Source organism: Streptomyces sp. NPDC046261 (genome assembly GCF_040646235.1).
Lineage (GTDB): Bacteria > Actinomycetota > Actinomycetes > Streptomycetales > Streptomycetaceae > Streptomyces.
On the sequence record NZ_JBEYZU010000001.1, the window covers coordinates 122,005 to 143,664 of the forward strand.

Annotated in this window: 20 protein-coding genes; 6 read left to right on the forward strand and 14 right to left on the reverse strand. The window is 71.6% G+C overall.

The window, feature by feature from the left end; translation table 11 throughout:
• Positions 1-58 precede the first annotated feature (58 nt).
• From ABZ956_RS00580 to deoC, 3 genes are read right to left on the reverse strand one after another with little or no spacing between them, the layout of a single operon-like run.
• Positions 59-943 carry an aldehyde dehydrogenase family protein gene (locus tag ABZ956_RS00580; protein ID WP_361884909.1) on the reverse strand — a complete coding sequence of 295 codons (885 nt, stop codon included), beginning with the start codon at positions 941-943 and terminating at the stop codon, positions 59-61.
• Entirely contained in the window at positions 936-2,366 is a 1,431-nt protein-coding gene (locus tag ABZ956_RS00585; protein ID WP_361884911.1) for an aldehyde dehydrogenase family protein, read from the reverse strand. The genes ABZ956_RS00580 and ABZ956_RS00585 overlap by 8 nt, the downstream gene beginning before the upstream one ends.
• Positions 2,367-2,368: 2 nt before the next feature.
• Entirely contained in the window at positions 2,369-3,370 is a 1,002-nt protein-coding gene (deoC, locus tag ABZ956_RS00590) for a deoxyribose-phosphate aldolase (RefSeq protein ID WP_361886591.1), read from the reverse strand.
• 336 nt (positions 3,371-3,706) lie between these two features.
• On the opposite strand from deoC, the gene ABZ956_RS00595 reads away from it, so the two are divergent.
• From ABZ956_RS00595 to ABZ956_RS00605, 3 genes are all read left to right on the forward strand, one after another.
• On the forward strand, positions 3,707-5,077 hold the full coding sequence (locus ABZ956_RS00595; protein ID WP_361884913.1) for a hypothetical protein: 1,371 nt from the start codon (positions 3,707-3,709) through the stop codon (positions 5,075-5,077).
• An 83-nt stretch (positions 5,078-5,160) separates the two neighbouring features.
• Positions 5,161-5,793: a class F sortase gene (locus ABZ956_RS00600; protein ID WP_361884915.1), complete on the forward strand. Its 633-nt coding sequence runs from the start codon at positions 5,161-5,163 to the stop codon at positions 5,791-5,793.
• 52 nt (positions 5,794-5,845) lie between these two features.
• Entirely contained in the window at positions 5,846-6,430 is a 585-nt protein-coding gene (locus tag ABZ956_RS00605; RefSeq protein ID WP_361884917.1) for a PH domain-containing protein, read from the forward strand.
• Between the two features lie 233 nt (positions 6,431-6,663).
• Here the strand turns inward: ABZ956_RS00605 and ABZ956_RS00610 are convergent, their stop codons facing one another.
• The 3 genes from ABZ956_RS00610 to ABZ956_RS00620 all read right to left on the reverse strand — a co-directional run bounded on the left by ABZ956_RS00610 (position 6,664) and on the right by ABZ956_RS00620 (position 10,092).
• Positions 6,664-8,382, reverse strand: a complete 1,719-nt coding sequence (locus ABZ956_RS00610; RefSeq protein WP_361884919.1) for a phospho-sugar mutase — start codon at positions 8,380-8,382, stop codon at positions 6,664-6,666.
• A gap of 349 nt (positions 8,383-8,731) precedes the next feature.
• Positions 8,732-9,553, reverse strand: coding sequence for a purine-nucleoside phosphorylase (locus ABZ956_RS00615; protein ID WP_361884921.1), 822 nt, complete (start codon positions 9,551-9,553; stop codon positions 8,732-8,734).
• 101 nt (positions 9,554-9,654) lie between these two features.
• On the reverse strand, positions 9,655-10,092 hold the full coding sequence (locus tag ABZ956_RS00620; protein ID WP_071965776.1) for a gamma-glutamylcyclotransferase: 438 nt from the start codon (positions 10,090-10,092) through the stop codon (positions 9,655-9,657).
• A 164-nt stretch (positions 10,093-10,256) separates the two neighbouring features.
• Between ABZ956_RS00620 and ABZ956_RS00625 the strand changes: the two genes are divergently transcribed.
• Complete coding sequence (locus ABZ956_RS00625) at positions 10,257-11,705, forward strand: NAD(P)H-quinone dehydrogenase (RefSeq protein ID WP_361884923.1); 1,449 nt, start codon at positions 10,257-10,259, stop codon at positions 11,703-11,705.
• Positions 11,706-11,797: 92 nt separating this feature from the next.
• Entirely contained in the window at positions 11,798-12,838 is a 1,041-nt protein-coding gene (locus ABZ956_RS00630) for a DeoR/GlpR family DNA-binding transcription regulator (protein ID WP_361884925.1), read from the forward strand.
• Here the strand turns inward: ABZ956_RS00630 and ABZ956_RS00635 are convergent.
• From ABZ956_RS00635 to ABZ956_RS00645, 3 genes are all read right to left on the reverse strand, one after another.
• The gene (locus ABZ956_RS00635; RefSeq protein WP_361884927.1) at positions 12,835-13,431 is read right to left on the reverse strand and encodes a TetR/AcrR family transcriptional regulator; all 597 of its coding nucleotides are present in this window, start codon (positions 13,429-13,431) and stop codon (positions 12,835-12,837) included. The two genes, ABZ956_RS00630 and ABZ956_RS00635, sit on opposite strands and share 4 nt — an antisense overlap.
• 154 nt (positions 13,432-13,585) lie before the next feature.
• Positions 13,586-15,340, reverse strand: coding sequence for a biotin carboxylase N-terminal domain-containing protein (locus ABZ956_RS00640; protein WP_361884929.1), 1,755 nt, complete (start codon positions 15,338-15,340; stop codon positions 13,586-13,588).
• Between the two features lie 293 nt (positions 15,341-15,633).
• Positions 15,634-16,392 (reverse strand): IclR family transcriptional regulator C-terminal domain-containing protein, encoded by a 759-nt coding sequence (locus ABZ956_RS00645; RefSeq protein WP_361884931.1) that lies wholly within the window; start codon positions 16,390-16,392, stop codon positions 15,634-15,636.
• Positions 16,393-16,630: 238 nt separating this feature from the next.
• Here ABZ956_RS00645 and ABZ956_RS00650 point away from each other — a divergent pair, with 238 nt between their 5' ends.
• Positions 16,631-17,242 (forward strand): hypothetical protein, encoded by a 612-nt coding sequence (locus ABZ956_RS00650; protein WP_361884933.1) that lies wholly within the window; start codon positions 16,631-16,633, stop codon positions 17,240-17,242.
• A gap of 18 nt (positions 17,243-17,260) precedes the next feature.
• Here the strand turns inward: ABZ956_RS00650 and ABZ956_RS00655 are convergent, their stop codons facing one another.
• From ABZ956_RS00655 to ABZ956_RS00675, 5 genes are all read right to left on the reverse strand, one after another.
• The gene (locus ABZ956_RS00655) at positions 17,261-17,869 is read right to left on the reverse strand and encodes a Maf family nucleotide pyrophosphatase (RefSeq protein WP_071961849.1); all 609 of its coding nucleotides are present in this window, start codon (positions 17,867-17,869) and stop codon (positions 17,261-17,263) included.
• A 29-nt stretch (positions 17,870-17,898) separates the two neighbouring features.
• Entirely contained in the window at positions 17,899-19,356 is a 1,458-nt protein-coding gene (locus ABZ956_RS00660) for a penicillin-binding transpeptidase domain-containing protein (protein ID WP_361884935.1), read from the reverse strand.
• 136 nt (positions 19,357-19,492) lie between these two features.
• Positions 19,493-19,621 carry a hypothetical protein gene (locus ABZ956_RS00665; protein WP_361884937.1) on the reverse strand — a complete coding sequence of 43 codons (129 nt, stop codon included), beginning with the start codon at positions 19,619-19,621 and terminating at the stop codon, positions 19,493-19,495.
• A gap of 84 nt (positions 19,622-19,705) precedes the next feature.
• Entirely contained in the window at positions 19,706-19,912 is a 207-nt protein-coding gene (locus ABZ956_RS00670) for an acyl-CoA carboxylase epsilon subunit (RefSeq protein WP_361884939.1), read from the reverse strand.
• A gap of 68 nt (positions 19,913-19,980) precedes the next feature.
• Entirely contained in the window at positions 19,981-21,579 is a 1,599-nt protein-coding gene (locus ABZ956_RS00675) for an acyl-CoA carboxylase subunit beta (protein WP_361884941.1), read from the reverse strand.
• Positions 21,580-21,660: the final 81 nt, after the last annotated feature.

The following is a 21,660-nucleotide window of genomic DNA, read 5'->3' on the forward strand; positions in this document are numbered from 1 at the left end:
CCGCCGTCGTCGTGCTGCCGGGCCGGCTCAGGCCGGCTCAGGCCGGCTCACGTTCGGCTCAGTAGGACGAGCCGCCCGCGCCCAGCGAACCCGTGGGGTGCCAGACGGTCTTCGTCTCCAGGAAAGCGGTCAGCCGGTCCGTACCCGGGTCGGCGGAGAAGTCCACAGCCTGTGGACGGACGACGCGCTTGAGGTTGTCGGCCGCGGCGATCTCCAGGGCCTTCGCCAGGTCGGCGTCGGCGCCGGCCAGATCGATCGCGTTGACGTCCTGGTGCGCGGCGAGCGACGGGGAGATCTCCGCGGTCCGGCCGGACAGGACGTTGACCACGCCGCCGGGCACGTCGGAGGTGGCCAGCACCTCGCCCAGCGACAGGGCCGGCAGCGGAGCCTTCTCGGACGCCACGACGATCACCGTGTTACCGGTGGCGATCACCGGGGCGATCACGGACACCAGGCCCAGGAACGAGGACTCCTGCGGCGCCAGGACGGCCACCACACCGGTGGGCTCGGGCGAGGAGACGTTGAAGAACGGCCCCGCGACCGGGTTGGTGCCACCGACGACCTGGGAGATCTTGTCGGTCCAGCCCGCGTACCAGACCCAGCGGTCGATCGCCGCGTCCACCTGGGCGGCGGCCTTGGCCTTCGACAGCCCCTCGGCGTCCGCGACCTCCGCGACGAACTGGTCCCGGCGGCCCTCGAGCATCTCCGCGACGCGGTAGAGCACCTGACCGCGGTTGTACGCCGTGGCGCCCGACCAGCCGCCGAACGCCTTGCGCGCCGCCACGACGGCGTCACGGGCGTCCTTGCGGGACGACAGGGGGGCGTTGGCGAGCCAGTTGCCCTTGGAGTCCGTCACCTCGTACACCCGCCCGCTCTCGGACCGGGGGAACTTGCCCCCGACGAACAGCTTGTAGGTCTTGAGAACACTCAACCGATCAGACATCGAGGTAGGCCTCCAGACCGTGGCGGCCGCCCTCGCGGCCGAAGCCCGACTCCTTGTAGCCGCCGAAGGGCGAGGTCGGGTCGAACTTGTTGAACGTGTTGGCCCAGATGACGCCGGCCCGCAGCTTGTCCGCGACGGCGAGCATGCGCGAACCCTTCTCGGTCCAGATGCCGGCCGACAGCCCGTACTGCGAGTTGTTGGCCTTGGCGACGGCCTCGCCCGGCGTGCGGAAGGTCAGCACGGACAGCACCGGGCCGAAGATCTCCTCGCGGGCGATGCGGTGCGCCTGGGTGACGTTCGTGAACAGCGTCGGCGCGAACCAGTAGCCGTGGCCCGGCAGCTCACAGGCCGGGGCCCAGCGCTCGGCACCCTCGGCCTCGCCGCTGTCGGCCAGGGCCTTGATACGGGCCAGCTGCTCGGCGGAGTTGATCGCGCCGACGTCGGTGTTCTTGTCCAGCGGGTCGCCGACGCGCAGGGTGGACATCCGCCGCTTGAGGGCGTCCAGCAGCTCGTCCTGGATCGACTCCTGCACCAGAAGGCGCGAGCCCGCGCAGCAGACCTGGCCCTGGTTGAAGAAGATGCCGTTGACGATGCCCTCGACGGCCTGGTCGACGGGGGCGTCGTCGAAGACGATGTTGGCGCCCTTGCCGCCCAGCTCGAGGGTGAGCTTCTTGTCCGTACCGGCCAGGGTGCGCGCGATCTCCTTGCCGACGCCGGTGGAGCCGGTGAAGGCGACCTTGTCGATGCCGTCGTGGGCCACCAGGGCGGCACCCGTGGAGCCGTCGCCGGTCAGGATGTTCACGACGCCCTTGGGCAGGCCCGCCTGGCGGCAGATGTCCGCGAAGAACAGCGCCGACAGCGGAGTGGTCTCCGCCGGCTTGAGCACCACGGTGTTGCCGGCGGCCAGCGCCGGAGCGATCTTCCACGCCAGCATCAGCAGCGGGAAGTTCCACGGGATGACCTGACCGGCGACGCCCAGCGCCTTCGGGTTCGGCCCGAAGCCGGCGTGGTCGAGCTTGTCGGCCCAGCCCGCGTAGTAGAAGAAGTGCGCGGCGACCAGCGGGAGGTCCGCGTCGCGGGTCTCCTTGATCGGCTTGCCGTTGTCGAGCGTCTCCAGGACGGCCAGCTCGCGCGAGCGCTCCTGGATGATCCGGGCGATGCGGAACAGGTACTTCGCGCGCTCCGCGCCCGGCAGGGCGGACCACTTCTCGAACGCCTTGCGGGCTGCCTTGACGGCCGCGTCCACGTCCTCGGCCGACGCCTGCGCGACCTCGGAGAGGACCTCCTCGGTGGAGGGGGAGACGGTCTTGAAGACCTTGCCGTCGGACGCCTCGCGGAACTCGCCGTCGACGAAGAGCCCGTAGGACGGGGCGATGTCGACGACCGCGCGCGACTCGGGCGCCGGTGCGTATTCAAAAGCCATGGTCAGTCCACCGTCACGTAGTCGGGACCGGAGTAGCGCCCGGTGCTCAGCTTCTGGCGCTGCATCAGCAGGTCGTTGAGGAGGCTGGAGGCGCCGAAGCGGAACCACTCGTTGGTCAGCCACTCCTCGCCCACGGTCTCGTTGACCAGCACCAGGAACTTCAGCGCGTCCTTGGTCGTGCGGATGCCTCCGGCGGGCTTCACACCGACCTGTACCCCGGTCGTGGCGCGGAAGTCGCGCACGGCCTCCAGCATCAGCAGGGTGTTCGCCGGGGTGGCGTTCACCGCGACCTTGCCGGTCGAGGTCTTGATGAAGTCGGCGCCCGCCAGCATGCCGAGCCAGGAGGCACGGCGGATGTTGTCGTACGTCGACAGCTCACCGGTCTCGAAGATGACCTTCAGCCGGGCGGCGGAGCCGTCTTCCCGGCGGCAGGCCGCCTTGACGGCCTTGATCTCCTCGAAGACGGACAGGTAGCGGCCGGCGAGGAAGGCACCCCGGTCGATCACCATGTCGATCTCGTCCGCGCCCGCGGCGACGGCGTCCGCCGTGTCCGCCAGCTTCACCGGCAGCGCGGCCCGGCCGGCCGGGAACGCGGTCGCGACGGACGCGACCTTCACGCCGGAGCCGGCGAGGGACCCGGCGGCGGTGGCCACCATGTCGGGGTAGACGCAGATCGCGGCGGTACGGGGGGTCCCGCGGTCCGTCGGGTCCGGGTTGACGGCCTTGGCGCACAGCGCCCGGACCTTGCCCGGGGTGTCCGCGCCCTCCAGGGTCGTCAGGTCGATCATGGAGATCGCCAGGTCGATGGCGTAAGCCTTCGCCGTCGTCTTGATCGAGCGGGTGCCGAGGGCCGCGGCGCGGGCCTCCAGCCCCACCGGGTCGACGCCCGGGAGGCCGTGCAGGAAGCGGCGCAGCGCACCGTCGGAGGCGGTCACGTCCGCCATCGACGCCAGTCGCTCGGCGGCTTCGTTGCCGTTTGAGGGAACTGTTGGGGGAGGGTGCATGGTCACCGGATGAGCATATCTACGCGCGTAGCGCGTGTCACCCCCTCGCGCGGCGGCAAAGCGCTGACCAGCAAGATCACTTGGCGGGACGGGCGGTGCGGCCGACGGTGTGCTTCCGTCTGACCTTAGCGTCCGATTCGGTCGGATACAGCCCGAAGAGGTATCTCATCTTCCACTTGCTGTTGATGTTTGGTGACAAAAAGCGGAAAGTTCGATCACTTGTGATCCATAGGCCTTTCTCAGCAGAACCGCACGACCTCTCCGGCCCCACCCGAACTGAGGGAAGCGGCATGCGCGTTCCCTTCTTCCCAGGCCTGAGACCGCCAGGAGTCCAGCATGTCAGCTTTGTCCCCGCGTCGCCGTAGCGCCCTCCGCGCCGTCGTCGCCTCCGCCGCCCTCGCCTCCGCCGTTCTGGCTCCGGCGACCGCCGCGTTCGCCGCCGAGCCGGCGGCGCCGGCTCCTGTGGCCCCTGCCGCTCCTGCCGCCAAGGCGGCGGAGCAGGCCACCGGTACGACCACGCCGGCGGCACCGGCCGGCACGGCCCAGAAGTCCGGGGAAGCGAAGACGCAGAAGACGGAGAAGACGGAGACGTCCGGGGCCGGCAAGAAGACCGAGGCCGGTACGCAGACCGAGCCCGAGAAGAAGGACGCCGCCACCCAGACCGACGCCGACAAGGGCGAGGGGAAGGGCGACGGGAAGACCGACGCCGTCAAGAAGTGCTCGGACGAGCAGGTCTACGGCACCTGGTGCCTGGTCCGCTCCACCACGCTGCCCGACGGCACGCCGGTCAACGTCTACTCGCGCGGCACCGAGACCCACCGGGCCGACATCATGTCCGGCACCACGGTCGTCAAGTCCGTCACCGCCAGCGGCAACCGCGACGCGCGCTTCACCTACAACGGCATGAGCATCACGCTCACCGCCCTGCGCGGCGACCTCGTCACGAAGACCCTCGACGACTACGTGTACGTCGGCATGGAGAAACTGCCGCAGGGCGGCGTGGTCCGTGTCTACAAGGTCGGCCCGAACCACTACCAGGGCCGGATCGCGCGCGGCGAGGCCGCCGGCGCGGCCCTCGTGATCTTCGACGCCGACGGCGAGGACGGCTACGCCGAGTACAAGGGCCAGCGCGTCAGGCTCGGCGCGGCCGACGGTGCCGTCACCGTCCAGGTCATGGCCGGCCCGAGCGGCACCACCCAGTGCACCGCCACCATCGAGGCGAACATCGGTGCCGGCACCATCGCCGTGCTGACCAACGGCCCCAAGGGGCCGCAGGTCCGTTACAAGGACGGTTCCGGCGACATCAGCGGCGTGATCATGGACCGTGAGCACCCGTCCGACGGCCGCACCGGCAAGATCGTCGACCCCGACGGCGCCCACCCCCGGCTCGTGACGAAGATGCAGGGCGGCGACTACCCCTCGGTCACGACGGACTTCCCGGTGGCGCCCGAGGGCTGCGGCGCGACCGGTGCCAAGGCCACCGGCTCCACCGGCGGCGCGGCCAAGGCCACCAACGCCTCCACCCAGCCGGGGTCGGCCGGTGTCGCCCAGACGAAGGCCGTGCCGCAGGGCGGCGTGGCGGCCGGGGCCGAGGGGGTGCGCGAGGACAACGAGACCGCGCTCCTCGCGGCCGGCGGCGCGCTCGCCTCGGTCGGCGCCGCGGGCGTCGCGTTCGCCGTCCTCCGCCGCCGCGCCGTCGGCGTCTGACCGCCCCTTCCCGGCCCACGAGGGCGGGCCGCCACCTCACCGGCGGCCCGCCCTCGTGCCGTAGCGCCCGTCAGGAGTTCCGCATGACCCAGCCCTCCGGCTCCCGCCGGCGCCGGTGCGGCGCGGCCGCGCTGCTCGTCGTCGCCCTCGGCGGCGGCCTGCTCGCCTGCGGCAGCCGCCCGGGCGACGCCGGCGCCCACGTGGCCGCGACCGCCGCACCCCGGCCCGCGACCACCGTCGCCCCGCTGCCCGCCTCCAAGCCCGTACGCCTCAGCGTGCCCGCCGCCTCGGTCGACACGGGCCCCCTCCTCGAGCTCGGGCTGGCCGACGACGGCACCGTCGAGGTGCCGTCCGTCGAGCAGGCCGACCGCATCGGCTGGTACGACAAGGGCGTCACGCCCGGCGAGACGGGCCCCGCCGTCCTCATCGGCCACTTCGACACCGCGAAGGGTCCGGCCGTCCTCAAGGACATCGCCAGGCTCAAGGTCGGCGACCCCATCACCGTCGGCCGCGCCGACGGCTCCACGGCCACGTTCACGGTCCGAGAGCTGCAGCAGGTCGACAAGAAGGACTTCCCCACCCGCAAGGTCTACGGCAACACCGACCGCCCCGAGCTCCGCCTGATCACCTGCGGCGGCGACCTGCGTGACGGCCACCGCCCGGACAACATCGTCGTCTACGCCGACCTCACCGCGACCTCCGGCGGGCGCTCCTAGCGTTGCCGTACCGCAATGTCCGGTACCCGGCGGGTCGGGCAGAATCGGCGCCATGACGAGTTCCCCGAAGGCCCCCGGTCAGGAATACGCCGAGCGGTGCTACCGGTCCCCCGCCGGCATCGGCGGAGGCGTGCTGCTGCTGGCGTTGGCCGCGTGGCTGGGCGGTGACGCGATCGCGAGCGGCGAGGGCGACACGCCGTGGCTCGCCCTGGCGGGACTGCTGTGGGCGGTGCCGCTGATCATCGCGTTCACGTTGCGGCCCGCGGTGTGGGCGGGGGAGGAGCGGCTGCTGGTGCGCAATCCGTTCCGCACGATCACGCTGCCGTGGGCCTCTGTCGAGGCCGTTCGCGCCGGGTACTCCAGTGAGGTGCTCGCCGGCGGGGCGAAGTACCAGCTCTGGGCGATCCCGGTGTCGCTGCGCCAGCGCAAGCGGGCGGCGCGGGCGAGTGCGCGCGGTGGCGAGGAGCCGTCGCGTGCGCCGTCGGACCAGGCGGTCCAGGAACTGGGCGAGCTCGCGGAGCGGTGCGCTTCGCGGGAGGGGGCGCGGGGGGAGCCGGCGGTTCGGTGGGCGTACGAACTGATCGTGCCGTCTGTGGTGGGGCTGGTGCTGCTCGTGGTGCTGGCCGCGGTTGGCTGACGCCGCCGTGGATGGGGCCCGCGCCTGCGGCGCGTGCCGCTCCCACCCACCCGCCCATGACTGGAACGGCGATGACGCCGTTGGGCCTTCCGGTCCGCAGCCGCCCACCGGCGGGAGGGGGCGGGGTGGTGCGGGTTCGTTGTTCCGTTGTGCCCACCCGTTCCGCCTTGCGGAACGATTGCCCACAACGGGGCGGAACGATTGCCCGCCCCGCCCCGACCCACCAGACGGCGTCAGATGCCCGCTGACCTCGACAGGTCCACCTTGATGGCTGCCAGGACCTCGGCGGCGTGCACGCGTGCGTCCGCCAGGGCGCTTGCCGCGGCTACCGGTACCACGACCTCCAGGTAGCACTTCAGCTTCGGCTCCGTGCCGCTCGGGCGCACGATGACCCGGGCCCCCGAGACCGTGCCCGACTCGTCACCCGACAGGTGGTACCGCAGGCCGTCGGTCGGCGGCAGCGACTCCGTACCCTTCGTCAGGTCCTCCGCCGACACCACGTGCAGCCCGGCCAGCACGGTCGGCGGCTGCTCCCGCAGGCGGCGCATCGCCGCCGCGATCAGCGACAGGTCCTCCACCCGCACCGAGAGCTGGTCCGTCGCGTGCAGGCCGTGCTCGACCGCCAGGTCGTCCAGCAGGTCGCTCAGCGTCCGCCCGGTCGCCTTGAGCTCCGCGGTCAGCTCCGCGACCAGCAGGGCCGCGGTGATGCCGTCCTTGTCCCGTACGCCCTCGGGGTCGACGCAGTAGCCCAGCGCCTCCTCGTACGCGTAGCGCAGGCCGTCCACGCGGGCGAGCCACTTGAAGCCGGTCAGCGTCTCCTCGTACGAGGCTCCGGCGGCGGCCGCCGCGATGCGGGAGAGCAGCGAGGACGAGACGATCGTCGTCGCGAACGTGCCGCGGGCGCTCTTGTGGACCAGGTGCGTGGCCAGCAGCGCGCCCACCTCGTCGCCGCGCAGCATCCGCCAGCCCTCGACGGTCTCCGGCGCCGGCACCGCCACGGCGCAGCGGTCGGCGTCCGGGTCGTTGGCGATGATGATGTCGGGCGACTCGCCCGCCGCCACCGCCGCACGGGCCGTCGCGAAGGCCAGGTCCATCGCGCCCGGCTCCTCCGGGTTCGGGAACGCCACCGTCGGGAAGTCCGGGTCCGGCTCGGCCTGCTCGGCGACCACCGTCGGCGCGGGGAAGCCCGCGCGGGCGAACGCGGCGGTCAGGACGTCACGGCCGACGCCGTGCATGGGCGTGTAGACCACGCCGACGTCGCGGGGGGAGCCGCCCGTCAGCACGGCGTCGGTGCGCTCCAGGTAGGCGCCGACCACGGCGTCCTCGCGGAGGGTCTCCCAGCCGGTGGAGAGCCGGGGCACGTCGGCCAGGCTCGCGACGGCCGCGATCTCGGCGGCGATCTCCGCGTCGGCGGGCGGCACGATCTGGGAGCCGTCGCCGAGGTAGACCTTGTAGCCGTTGTCGCGGGGCGGGTTGTGGCTCGCGGTGACCTCGATGCCGGCGACGGCGCCCAGGTGGCGGATCGCGAAGGCGAGGACGGGGGTGGGCAGCGGCTTGGGCAGCAGCGCCGCCTTCAGGCCGGCGCCCACCATGACCGCGGCGGTGTCGCGGGCGAAGTCGGCGGACTTGTAGCGGGCGTCGTAGCCGATGACGACCGTGCCGTTGGCGTGGCCCTGCTTCTTGAGGTACGCGGCGAGGCCCGCCGCGGCGCGGATGACCACCGCGCGGTTCATGCGCATGGGGCCGGCGCCGAGTTCGCCGCGGAGGCCGGCGGTGCCGAACTGCAGCGTGCCGGCGAAGCGGCTGCCGAGCTCGGTGAGGTCGCCGGCGTCGATGAGCTTGGCGAGCTCGTCGCGGGTTTCGGGGTCGGGGTCCTCGGCGAGCCAGGCCTGGGCCTGGGCGATGAGGTCTCGCTCCACGGTTCTCCTCCGGAGGTCTTTGGGGGTGCGCATGGGTGCGGGTGCGGGTGCGGTGCGTTTCGGGGCGGGGCCGGGGCGGGACGTGCCCTTCTGGGGGCTGCATGATTTACGGCGGATGAGGCCCAGCGTTGAGGGTGCCCCCAATGCCGCCGCAAATCACTCCCCCAGCTAGACGCTGGGGGTGCCCCCAACGCCCCCTGCCAGGGCCCATCCCACCCCGCCCCCTCACGCCGGTTCGACGGCGACCTGTTTGTGGGCAGTCGTTCCGCAGGGCGGAACGGGTGGGCACAAACGCGACCACCGGCCGCACGGTGTCACGCGCCGTAGGCGCGCAAAAGCCCCGCGCCGGAGGCGCGGGGCCTCCAGTGCGGAGTGGTCAAGCTCAGAGCTTGGGCAGAACCTGCGCGAGAAGGGAACCCATCCGCGAAGCGGCGTCGCGGCCGGCCTCGAGGACCTCCTCGTGGTTCAGCGGCTCGCCCGTCATGCCGGCGGCGAGGTTCGTCACGAGGGAGATGCCCAGGACCTCGGCACCGGCCTCGCGGGCCGCGATGGCCTCGAGCGTGGTCGACATGCCGACGAGGTCACCGCCGAGGGTGCGGACCATCTTGATCTCGGCCGGGGTCTCGTAGTGCGGGCCGGGCAGCTGGACGTAGACGCCCTCCTCGAGGCTGGCGTCCACCTCCTTGCACAGCGCGCGCAGGCGCGGCGAGTACAGGTCGGTGAGGTCGACGAAGTTCGCGCCGACGATCGGCGAGGTCGCCGTCATGTTGATGTGGTCGCTGATCAGCACCGGCTGGCCGGGGCGCATGCCCTCGCGCAGGCCGCCGCAGCCGTTGGTCAGGACGACGGTCTTGCAGCCGGCGGCGACGGAGGTGCGGACCCCGTGCACGACGGCGGCGACGCCGCGGCCCTCGTAGTAGTGCGTACGGCCGAGGAAGACGAGCGCGCGCTTGTCGTTGACCTTGTAGGAGCGGATCGTGCCCGCGTGGCCCGCGACGGCGGCGGCGGTGAAGCCGGGGAGCTCGGTGACCGGGAACTCGGCCTCGGGGGTGCCGAGCGCTTCGGTGGCGGGCACCCAGCCGGAGCCCATGACCAGGGCGACGTCGTGGGTCTCGGCGCCTGTGAGCTCGCGCAGGCGGGCGGCGGCGGCGTCGGCCGCGGCGTACGGGTCGGCCTGGATCTCGGGGGTAACTGATGCGTTCACGCGGACGAGGGTAACCGCTAATGGCCTACGCGCGTAGATGTCGCTGGTTACGGTGTTCCGATTGTTGCTTTGTGCTTTGCGACGAGATGGAATCGTCACCTTCAGCACGGGCGCTTGCGCAACTCCATGACGTAGTCGTGCGGAGCGCCGGCGGATTCCGCGGCGTCGGCGATCTCGCCGAGGTAGCGGGCGGAGGGCAGGCCGCCCTCGTAGCCGTTGAGGACATAGACCCAGGCTGGCTCCTCACCGTCGAGAGTGTGGACGCGGACACGCATGCGCCGGTAGATGTCCAGGCCGACACCCTCCCAACGGTCCATCGAGTCCTCGTCCATCGGGGCGATGTCGTAGAGGGCCACGAAGACCTGTGAGCGGGGGGCTTCCACGATGGTGGCGAGTGCGCCCTCCCAGCCCATCTGCTCCCCGCCGAACGTCAGTCGCCAGCCGTTGAGCCAACCGGTGCCGCGCAGCGGGGAGTGCGGTGCGCGGCGGGTCATCAGCCGCGCGTCGAGGTTGCCGGCGTACGCGGCGTAGAGCGACATGGTTCCGAGGGTACGTGAGTGAGGCGGGACGGCATTTGGGGTGGCAATCTCGAAGGGAGGTTCGTGCGGAACTTTCTGTCGGATTTCGTACAGAGGTCGCACAGATCAGCGTCGTAATCGCATAGGGAGGCCCCGGAAGGAGCCGCTTTGATGGGTGCGGGACAATGGAGTACGTGACTCGGATCGTGATCATCGGTGGCGGACCCGGCGGCTATGAGGCGGCGCTCGTCGCCGCGCAGCTCGGCGCGGAGGTGACCGTCGTCGACTGCGACGGTCTGGGTGGGGCGTCGGTACTCACCGACTGCGTGCCCTCGAAGACTCTCATCGCGACGGCGGAGGTGATGACGACCTTCGACTCCTCGTACGAGGAGCTGGGGATCATCGTCGCCGACGACACGCCGCCGCTGGAACAGGCCGCCGGTGTGGTGGGCGTGGACCTGGGCAAGGTCAACCGACGGGTCAAGCGCCTCGCGCTGGCCCAGTCGCACGACATCACGGCCTCGGTGACGCGGGCCGGCGGGCGGGTGCTGCGCGGTCGCGGGCGGCTGGAGCCGCAGCAGGCGCCGGACGGGTCGCGCCGGGTCGTGGTGACGGCCGCCGACGGGACCGAGGAGACGCTGGCCGCGGACGCCGTGCTGATCGCCACCGGTGCGCACCCCCGGGAGATCCCCGACGCGCTGCCGGACGGCGAGCGGATCCTGAACTGGACTCAGGTCTACGACCTGGACGAGCTCCCCGAGGAGCTCATCGTGGTCGGCTCCGGTGTGACCGGTGCCGAGTTCGCCGGCGCGTACCAGGCGCTGGGGTCCAAGGTGACGCTGGTGTCGTCGCGGGACCGGGTGCTGCCGGGTGAGGACCCGGACGCCGCCGCCGTCCTGGAGGACGTCTTCCGGCGGCGCGGCATGAACGTCATGGCGCGCTCCCGGGCGCAGTCCGCCAAGCGGGTGGGCGACCGGGTGGAGGTGACGCTCGCCGACGGGCGCGTCATCGGCGGCACGCACTGCCTGATGGCGGTCGGGTCCATCCCGAACACGGCGGGGATAGGGCTGGAGGAGGCCGGGATCCGGCTCAAGGAGTCCGGGCACATCTGGACGGACCGGGTCTCGCGGACCAGCGCGCCGGGCGTCTACGCCGCCGGTGACTGCACGGGCGTGCTCGCGCTGGCGTCGGTGGCGGCGATGCAGGGCCGGATCGCCATGTATCACTTCCTCGGCGACACGGTCGCGCCACTCAATCTCAAGGCTGTATCCGCGAACGTATTTACGGATCCGGAGATTGCTACGGTCGGGTATACGCAGGCCGATGTCGACAACGGTGTGATTGACGCCCGTGTCGTCAAGCTTCCGTTGCTGCGTAATCCGCGAGCGAAGATGCAAGGTATTCGGGACGGTTTTGTGAAGATGTTCTGCCGTCCCGGCACGGGCATCGTCGTGGGTGGTGTGGTCGTCTCGCCGCGGGCCAGCGAGCTCATTCACCCGATCTCGATCGCGGTCGACAACAACCTGACCGTGGAGCAGATCGCCAACGCCTTCACCGTCTACCCGTCGCTGTCCGGCTCCATCGCCGAGGTGGCGCGGCAGCTGCACACGCGCAAGACACAGCGGGAGGCGTAGGGACAGGGGACCGGGTGTTCCGGTTCCCTATACCACTCCTTGCACCGCACTACGGACAACTTCCGTTAATTGCTGCAACCTGCTGAAAACAGATGGTCGTTGGCGTTACTGTCGGTTTCGTGTTCGCTGCAGAACGTCGCCAATTGATCCTCGAAATGGTGCGGGCCAACGGAGCGGTTTCGCTCCGCGAGCTCGCCCGCGTCGTCCAGACCTCAGAAGTGACCGTACGGCGTGACGTGCGGGCGCTGGAGGCCGAAGGACTGCTCGACCGCCGGCACGGCGGTGCGGTGCTGCCGGGCGGTTTCACCAGGGAGTCCGGCTTCCCGCAGAAATCCCATCTAGCGACCGCCGAGAAGACGGCCATCGCCGATCTCGCGGCGAGCTTCGTCGAAGAGGGCGAGGCCGTCGTCGTCGGCGCCGGTACCACCACGCAGGAGCTGGCCCGCCGGCTCGCGCGGGTACCGGGTCTGACGGTGGTCACCAATTCCCTGCTCGTCGCCCAGGCGCTGGCCCATGCCAACCGCGTCGAGGTCGTCATGACCGGCGGCACCCTGCGCGGCTCCAACTACGCCCTGGTCGGCAGCGGTGCCGAACAGTCCCTGCAGGGGCTCCGGGTCACCCGGGCCTTCCTGTCCGGGAGCGGGCTGACCGCCGAGCGCGGGCTGTCCACGTCCAACATGCTCTCCGCGAGCGTGGACCGGGCGCTGGTGCAGGCCGCGGCGGAGGTGGTGGTCCTCGCGGACCACACCAAGCTGGGCACCGACACGATGTTCCAGACCGTACCCACGGACGTCATCACCAGACTCGTGACCGACGAGCCGCCCGCCCACGACGACCGGGCCGCCACCGAGCTCCAGGCGCTGGCCGACCAGGGTGTGCACATCTCCGTCGCCGGGCCCGGCGCGGGGTCGGGCTCCGGCGCCGGTGCCGTGCACGGTGACGCGGTCTCCCAGGCGGCCCGCCGCCGGGACGTGCCACCGTTGCCCGGACAGCGCAGAAACCTGCCCCTGGGTCACGGCCAGCCGGGCGGGCCGGGGCAGGGCGGCCCGCCGGGCGCGCAGCTGCGCAGCGCGGTGTCCCTGGACGGCCAGGCCACGGCCCGGGTCGCTGACCTGGCCCCGAGGCGGCGCTAGGCGGGGGTGCGCTGCGCCCTTATCCCCGTCAGCGTCAGGGTGAGCAGGCGGTCGGCCAACCCCGGGTCGTCCGGGGACTGTTCGACCGCCAGCGAAATGGCGTTGGTCAGCTGCATCAGGTCGACGATGTCCACGTCCTCGCGGATGGCGCCGGCCCGCTGCGCCCGGGCGAGCAGCGTGCTGCCCGCCTCGCGCATCGGCAGGCTGCACCGGGACATCGCGGACGCCTCGTCGGTCTGTGCGGCCATCAGGGCCCGTGACAGGCCGCGGTAGGTGCTGGCGTGGGCCACGATGGCCCGCAGCCAGGCGACGAGCGCCCGGCAGGGCTCGGGGGACGCCAGCAGCTCGCGGGAGCGGGCCAGCAGGCCGTCCACCTCGCCCTGGAAGACCGCGCTCATCAGCGCGGTGCGGTTGGGGAAGTGCCGGTAGAGGGTGCCGATGCCGACGCCGGCCCGTTTGGCGATGTCCTCCAGCGAGGCGTCCGTGCCGTGCTCGGTGAACGCCGTACGGGCCTCCACGAGCAGCCGCTCGTAGTTGCGCCGGGCGTCCGCGCGCATAGGTCGTGGTGACGTCTGCGCCGCGTCGGTCGCCATTGGGTCAGTCCTCCCGATCGGTGGCCGCAGTGCCGGCCTCAGGTCCCACAGTCCCCGTCAGTCAAGGATGCCAGGCCGGTGTGCGCGCCGGTCCATGAATGCCCACGGGCCCCGGCCTGTGCGGCCGGGGCCCGTGGGCGCTGCGGAGCCGGGATCAGTCCTTGATCTCGCAGATGACGGCGCCGGAGGAGACGGACGCGCCGATCTCGGCCGTGATGCCCTTGATGGTGCCCGAGCGGTGGGCGTTGAGGGGCTGCTCCATCTTCATGGCCTCCAGGACCACGACGAGGTCGCCCTCGTTGACCTGCTGGCCCTCCTCGACGGCCACCTTGACGATGGTGCCCTGCATCGGGGAGGCCAGGGCGTCGCCGGAGGCGGCGGAGCCGGACTTCTTCGCGGCGCGGCGCTTGGGCTTGGCCCCGCCGGCCGCGGCGGTGCGGGCGATGGTCATGCCGAGGGAGGAGGGCAGGGAGACCTCCAGGCGCTTGCCGCCCACCTCGACGATCACCGTCTCGCGGCCCGGGGCCTCCTCGTCCTCCTCCGCCGTCGCGCCGGCGAACGGCGCGATGGTGTTCTCGAACTCGGTCTCGATCCAGCGGGTGTGGACCCGGAAGGGGTCCGCGGTGAAGTCGGGGTCGGCGACGACGGCCCGGTGGAAGGGGATGGCCGTGGCCATGCCCTCGACCTGGAACTCCGCCAGGGCACGGGCCGCGCGCTGCAGGGCCTGCTCGCGGGTGGCGCCGGTGACGATCAGCTTGGCCAGCAGCGAGTCCCAGGCCGGGCCGATGACCGAGCCCGACTCCACGCCCGCGTCCAGCCGCACGCCGGGACCGCTCGGGGCCTCGAAGCGGGTGACGGTGCCCGGGGCGGGCAGGAAGCCCCGGCCCGGGTCCTCGCCGTTGATGCGGAACTCGAAGGAGTGGCCGCGCCGCGGCGGGTCGTCGTAGCCCAGCTCCTCGCCGTCGGCGATGCGGAACATCTCCCGGACCAGGTCGATGCCGGTGACCTCTTCGGTGACCGGGTGCTCGACCTGCAGCCGGGTGTTGACCTCCAGGAAGGAGATCGTGCCGTCCTGGCCGACCAGGAATTCGCAGGTGCCGGCGCCCTCGTAGCCCGCCTCGCGCAGGATGGCCTTCGAGGCGCGGTACAGCTCCGCGTTCTGTTCCTCGGACAGGAACGGCGCGGGGGCCTCCTCGACGAGCTTCTGGTGGCGGCGCTGCAGCGAGCAGTCACGGGTGGAGACCACGACCACGTTGCCGTGCTTGTCGGCCAGGCACTGGGTCTCGACGTGGCGCGGGCGGTCCAGATAGCGCTCGACGAAGCACTCGCCCCGGCCGAAGGCCGCGACGGCCTCACGGACGGCCGAGTCGTAGAGCTCGGGCACCTCTTCGAGCGTGCGGGCGACCTTCAGGCCGCGTCCGCCGCCGCCGAAGGCGGCCTTGATGGCGATCGGCAGGCCGTGCTCCTCGGCGAAGGCCACGACCTCCTGCGCACCCGAGACGGGGTCGGCGGTGCCGGCGACCAGCGGCGCGCCCGCCCGCTGGGCGATGTGACGGGCCGCCACCTTGTCGCCCAGGTCGCGGATGGCCTGCGGGGGCGGGCCGATCCAGGTCAGGCCGGCGTCGATGACCGCCTGCGCGAACTCGGCGTTCTCCGAGAGAAAGCCGTAGCCCGGGTGGATGGCGTCCGCGCCGGACTCGGCGGCGGCGGCAAGGACCTTGGCCATGTCGAGGTAGCTGGTCGCGGGAGTGTCACCACCCAGCGCGTAGGCCTCGTCGGCCGCGCGGACATGCAACGCGTCGCGGTCGGGGTCGGCGTAGACCGCCACACTTCCGATCCCCGCATCCCGGCATGCACGAGCGACGCGGACAGCGATTTCGCCACGGTTGGCGATGAGCACCTTGCGCACGATGGCTCCCTCCTTGAAACAAGGTGAGTTTAGGTACTGGCGACACTCTGTGCCGACCCGACTTCGAGGGTGACCTTGCCCACACGGAGCGTGAAGGGGGAGCCGTGTGCGGGCCGAAGTCCCCAGATCATCCACGGTACGCCGGGTTTCCCCGCCTGCCGATCGCGCGAAGGTGTGGTCAAGCTCTCGGGGGCCGGGGAGGGGCGGTGAGGCCGTTTCTTAGTGGAGTCCCTACAAATGGGTGACACAAAGTTTGCGTGCCGTCCCGGACGGTAGGGCCTCCTGCCGGAGGTTTACCCGCCAGTAGAGCCACTGATGTCGGCCGTCCCCTGGAACGTGGCCGCCTCCGCCGCGACCTGCCGCAGCGCCTCGGCCACCTGGTGCCCCCGCCGGTGGAACTCCTCCAACGGCAGCGCCGCGGAGACCGCGGTGGGCGCCCCGGCGGCGGGCACCGGCACCGCCACGCACGCCACGCCGGGCGCGCACTCCTCGACCTCCACGGCCACCCCTTCATGTCTCACCCGGCGCAGCTGCACGTCCAGCCGCTCCGGTGAGGTGATCGTGTGCGGGGTGATCGCCCGCATCCCGGACGCCGCCAGATAGCGCAGCCGGGCGGCCCGGGGCAGGGCCGCCAGCAGGACCTTGCCGTGGGCGGTGGCGTGGCCGGTGGTGTCCTGGCCGACCGTGAAGCCGCCGGTGGCCGGGTGGGAGGCGGTCGCCGCGGCGAGCACGGCGATGCCGCCGTCGCGGTAGGTGCTGAAGTAGGTGTCCACGCCGGCCGCCCGGCGGGTCCTGTGCAGCAGCTCCTGCACCTCGCCGCTCATCCGCATCTGGCGCTGGAAGGCGAGGTGCAGGGACGGCACGCGGTAGCCCAGGACGTAGCCGGCGGGCGTGCGCACCAGGTGGCCGCGGGCGGTGAGGGTGCCCAGCAGCTCGTAGACCGTGGACAGGCCGCAGCCCAGCCGCCGGGCGAGGGCCTTGGCGGGTACGGGCCCGTCGGACGCGGCGACGGCGTCCAGGACGTCCAGGGCGCGGTCCACGGACTGCGGCATGAGGGGCGGGCTCCTTACGGGGAGGCGGTACGGGCGGACCTCCCAGCCTCGCACAGGGGCCGGGACGGTCCGGGTGGCCACCGCGGGCGTGCGGAGCGGGGGCGGGAATCCTCGGTCCGGTACGCCAGTTGCGGAGGGTGAAACTCTGGGTGGGGGTGAACTGCCGCTGTTCTGTGGGCGGTTACCCTCCTGGTGGAGGCGAACGTGACCGAAATACCCTGACATCGTTGATGAAGTCATGATCAAGCGCATCGCTGCCGCTGCCGTCCTGGCCGGCGCCGCTCTGTCCATGTCCTCCACCGCGACCGCCTCGGCCGCGCCCGTCGCGCCGACGCCGGTGGCGCCGCCGCCGACGACGTCGAACGCGGGCCCGGTCAGCGTCACCGACCCGTCGCAGGGCACCCCGACGGATGCCCCGACGAAGGACGCCCCGCGCAAGGGCGCTCCCGCGAAGGGTGCGCCGGCGAAGGGCGCCCCGGGCAAGGCGGCCCCCTCCAAGGCCGCTCCGGGCAAGGGTGCTCCGGCCAAGGCCGCTCCGGGCAAGGGCGCCCCGGCCAAGGCCGCTCCGGCCAAGGCCGCACCCACCAAGAGCGCGCCGGCCAAGCCGGCCCCCGCCAAGGTCCCGCCGGCCAAGAGCGCTCCCCCGAAGGCCGCCCCCGTCAAGGGCGCGCCGGGGCCGCAGGCCGGGCCGTCCGGGGTGCAGCCCCCCAAGGGGATGCCCAGCCCCCAGGACATGGCCCCCTCGCAGGACCAGAGCCTCTACCCCGGCGTCGTCAACGGGCTCGGCAAGCTCGACCAGCTCAGCCAGCTGAAGGAAGTCGGCCAGGCCACGAACGCCCTGCCGCTGTAGGGGCTACGCCCGCGAGGGCTACGCCCACAGGTCGGTGATGCCGGTCCCCAGCTCCGCCAGCAGCTCGCGCAGCAGCGGCAGCGACAGGCCGATGACGTTGCCGGGATCGCCGTCGATGCCCCGGACGAACGGTGCGGAACGGCCGTCGAGGGTGAAGGCGCCCGCGACGTGCAGCGGCTCGCCCGAGGCCACGTACGCGGCGATCTCGGCATCGGACGGCTCGCCGAAGCGGACGGTGGTCGAGGCGGTCGCCGAGGCCCGGCGGCCGGTGGCGGTGTCGATGACGCAGTGGCCGGTGCGCAGGACGCCGGAGCGGCCGCGCATCGCCTTCCAGCGGGCGGTGGCCTCCTCGGCGTCGGCCGGCTTGCCGAGCGCCTGGCCGTCCAGCTCCAGCACCGAGTCGCAGCCCACGACCAGCGCCCCCGCCGCCGCCTCCTGGCCGGCGACGGCCGCGGCCTTGGCCTCGGCGAGGACCAGGGCCAGCGCGGCGGGGGTCGGGGCGTCGAGCGCGTCCTCGTCCACCCCGCTGACGATCACCTCGGGGGCCAGCCCGGCCTGGCGCAGCAGGCCGAGGCGGGCGGGGGACTGGGAGGCGAGGACGAGGCGGCGGCGGGTGCTGTCGGTCATACGGGCCAGCCTAAGGGCGGCACGGGGCGTCACTTGTCGAGGACGGCCCGCATGACCTTCTTGGCGATCGGCCCGGCGAGCTTGCCGCCGGAGATCTCGTCGTTCGGCACGCTGTCGTCGGGGTCGATCATGACGGCGACGGCGACGGGGGAGCCGTCGGCCGTCTTGGCGTAGGAGATGAACCAGGCGAGGTTCTTCTGGTCCTTGCCGCGCTCGGCGGTGCCGGTCTTGCCGCCGACGGTGACGCCGTCGATGAGCGCGGACTTGCCGGTGCCCTTGGTGGCGGTGTCCTCCATCATCCGCTGGACCTTCTTGGCGACCTCGGGCGAGACGGCCTGCGACATCTCCTCCGGCTGGTACTTCTCGATGCTCTGCAGGTCCGGGCCGCGCAGCTCCTCGACCATGTAGGGCTTCATCAGCTTGCCGTCGTTGGCGATGGCGGCGGTCATCATGGCGACCTGGAGCGGGGTGGCGGTCAGGCTGCCCTGTCCGATGCCGGCGAGCGCGGTCTGCGAGGTGTTGATGTTGTCGGGGAAGGTGCTCCTCGCGGCGCGGACGGGGGTGTCGACCTTGGCGTTGTTGAAGCCGAACCTCTCGGCCGTCTCCTTCATCTTCTGCTTGCCGAGGTCGGAGCTGACCTTGCCGTAGACGTTGTTGCAGGAGTGCTGCATCGCGACGTTCAGCGAGGCGTCCTTGCAGGGCGCGGTGGGGTTCTGGTTGGGCAGCACGGTCCGGGTGCCGGGCATGGTCCAGGGGTCGGGCGAGTCGGTCCTGCCGTCGATGTCGCTGTAGAGGCCGTTCTCCAGGGCCGCCGACGCCGTGACGATCTTGAAGGTCGAGCCGGGCGGGTAGACCTCCTTCAGCGCGCGGTTCAGCGTGGGCTTGTCCTTGTCCTTCTCGAGCGCCTCCCAGGCGGCCCTGTCCTTGCCGCTGGTCCCCGCGAAGACCGAGGGGTCGTACGAGGGGGTGGAGGCGAGGGCGAGGATCTTGCCGGTGCGCGGGTCGAGGGCGACGACGGCGCCCTTCTTGTCGCCGAGGCCCTCGAACGCCGCCTTCTGTGCCTTCGGGTCGATGGTGGTCACCACGTCGCCGCCGCGCGGCTTCTTGCCGGTGAGCATGTCGCTGGTGCGCTGGAGGAACAGGCGGTCGTCGGTGCCGTTGAGCAGCTTGTTGTTGAGGCTCTCGAGCTGGGTGCTGCCGTAGCCCTGCGAGAAGAAGCCCGTGACGGGGGCGTACATCTCGCCGTCCTTGAAGGTGCGCTTGTACTTCAGGTCGCTGCCTTCGGTCGCCGTGGAACCGGTGATGGGCTCGCCGCCGACGATGATGTTGCCGCGTGGCTGGGAGAAGCTCGCGATGGCCACCCGCCGGTTCTTCTCGTGGCCGGCCAGCTCGTCGGTGCGGACGAACTGCACCCAGGTCGCCTGCAGCAGCAGGGCGAGGATGAGCACCCCCGCGAATATCGCTATGTGGCGCACGGGCCTGTTCATGGTGTGGCTACTCCCGCAGTCTTCCCGGTTCGCGGCATATCACTGGTCATGACGCGAATCGGGCGAATGCGGTTGCGGTCAGGGCAAACCTATGAGGCGCCTGTGACCTCTGATGACCTCTGATGACCCAGGCGTCTCAGCTGATGCCCAGCAGGACGAACAGCACCACCATCCCCACGGCGAGCACGACCCCCGCCCGCCGGAGCATGGCCTGCGCCTCGCGCAGCTCCTCGGGCGGTTCTTCGGACGGGTCGGACCAGAGCATGGCCTCCATGGTCCGGCCGGAAAGGGCGTGGCGCCTGAGTACGCGTACTCAAGCGCCACGGGCAAATCGGCGGGCCCCCGGGGCTCAGGAGGGCCAGTAGGTGGTGCGCCAGGCCCGCGGGCCCGGGTGCGGAACGCGGCGGGACGCCGCCAGCCGGGCCGGGCTGGCCCACTCCGGGCGCGTGGGCTCCGGAGGCGCGGCGGCGGCGCCCGCCGCCGCGCGGGCCTGGACCACCGCCAGTGCGGCGGCCAGCTCCTCGGGGGTCGGATTGCCCCGTACGACCTTGATCACGTCGGCGAACCTTCCTTCCTGGTCCTTACCGGTCCTTCGTGGTCCTTCGAGGCCGGTACGGCGGCGGCCTACAGGGGGATGTTGCCGTGCTTCTTGGGCGGCAACACCTCGCGCTTGTCCCGCAGCGCGCGCAGCCCCCGCACGATCTGCCGGCGGGTGTCCGACGGCATGATCACCGCGTCGACGTAGCCGTGCTCGGCCGCCACGTACGGGTTGAGCAGCGTGTCCTCGTAGTCGCTGATCAGCTGGGCGCGCAGCTCCTCCTGCTGCTCCGGCGACGTCGCCGCCGCCAGCGAACGGCGGTGCAGGATGTTGACCGCGCCCTGGGCGCCCATGACGGCGATCTGCGCGGTGGGCCAGGCCAGGTTGAGGTCGGCGCCCAGGTGCTTGGAGCCCATGACGTCGTACGCACCGCCGTACGCCTTGCGCGTGATCACCGTGATCAGGGGCACCGTGGCCTCGGCGTAGGCGTAGATCAGCTTGGCGCCGCGGCGGATGATGCCGTTGTACTCCTGGTCGGTGCCCGGGAGGAAGCCGGGGACGTCGACGAAGGTGAGCACCGGGATGTTGAAGGCGTCGCAGGTGCGGACGAAGCGCGCGGCCTTCTCACTGGCGTTGATGTCCAGGCAGCCGGCGAACTGCATCGGCTGGTTGGCGACCACGCCCACCGGCCGCCCCTCGACCCGGCCGAAGCCGGTGACGATGTTCGGCGCGAACAGCGCCTGGGTCTCCAGGAACTCCCCGTCGTCCAGCACGTGCTCCAGCACGGTGTGCATGTCGTAGGGCTGGTTCGCCGAGTCCGGGATCAGCGCGTCCAGCTCGCTGTCGGTCTCCGAGACCTCCAGATCGGCCTCCTCGGGGAAGGCCGGGGGCTCGGAGAGGTTGTTGGACGGCAGGTAGGACAGCAGGGCCTTGAGGTAGTCGATGGCGTCCTTCTCGTCACCCGCCATGTGGTGCGCCACGCCCGAGGTGGTGTTGTGCGTCCGGGCGCCGCCCAGCTCCTCGAAGCCGACGTCCTCGCCGGTGACCGTCTTGATCACGTCCGGGCCGGTGATGAACATGTGCGAGGTCTGATCGACCATGACCGTGAAGTCGGTGATCGCCGGGGAGTAGACCGCGCCACCGGCGCAGGGGCCGACGACCAGCGAGATCTGCGGGATCACCCCGGAGGCGTGCGTGTTGCGGCGGAAGATCTCGCCGTACATGCCCAGGGACGCCACGCCCTCCTGGATGCGCGCGCCGCCCGAGTCGTTGATGCCGATGACCGGGCAGCCCGTCTTGAGGGCGAAGTCCATCACCTTGACGATCTTCTGGCCGAACACCTCGCCGAGCGCGCCGCCGAAGACCGTGAAGTCCTGCGAGAAGACCGCCACCGGACGGCCGTCGACCGTGCCGTAGCCGGTGACCACACCGTCCCCGTACGGGCGGTTGGCGTCCATGCCGAAGTTGGTCGAGCGGTGCCGGGCGAACTCGTCCAGTTCGACGAACGAGTCCTCGTCCAGCAACAGCTCGATCCGCTCGCGCGCCGTCAACTTGCCCTTGGCGTGCTGCTTCTCCACCGCCCGCGCGGAGCCGGCGTGCGTCGCCTCCTCGATCCGGCGCTGCAGATCCGCGAGCTTGCCCGCGGTGGTGTGGATGTCGAATCCATTGGCTTCCGGCTCGGACACGGGATGCGGCTCCTGCTCGTCCAGGGGTGTGGGCTGAAGAGGTACGGCTGACCGGTGCTACCGGTTCGTAGCGTATCCGCG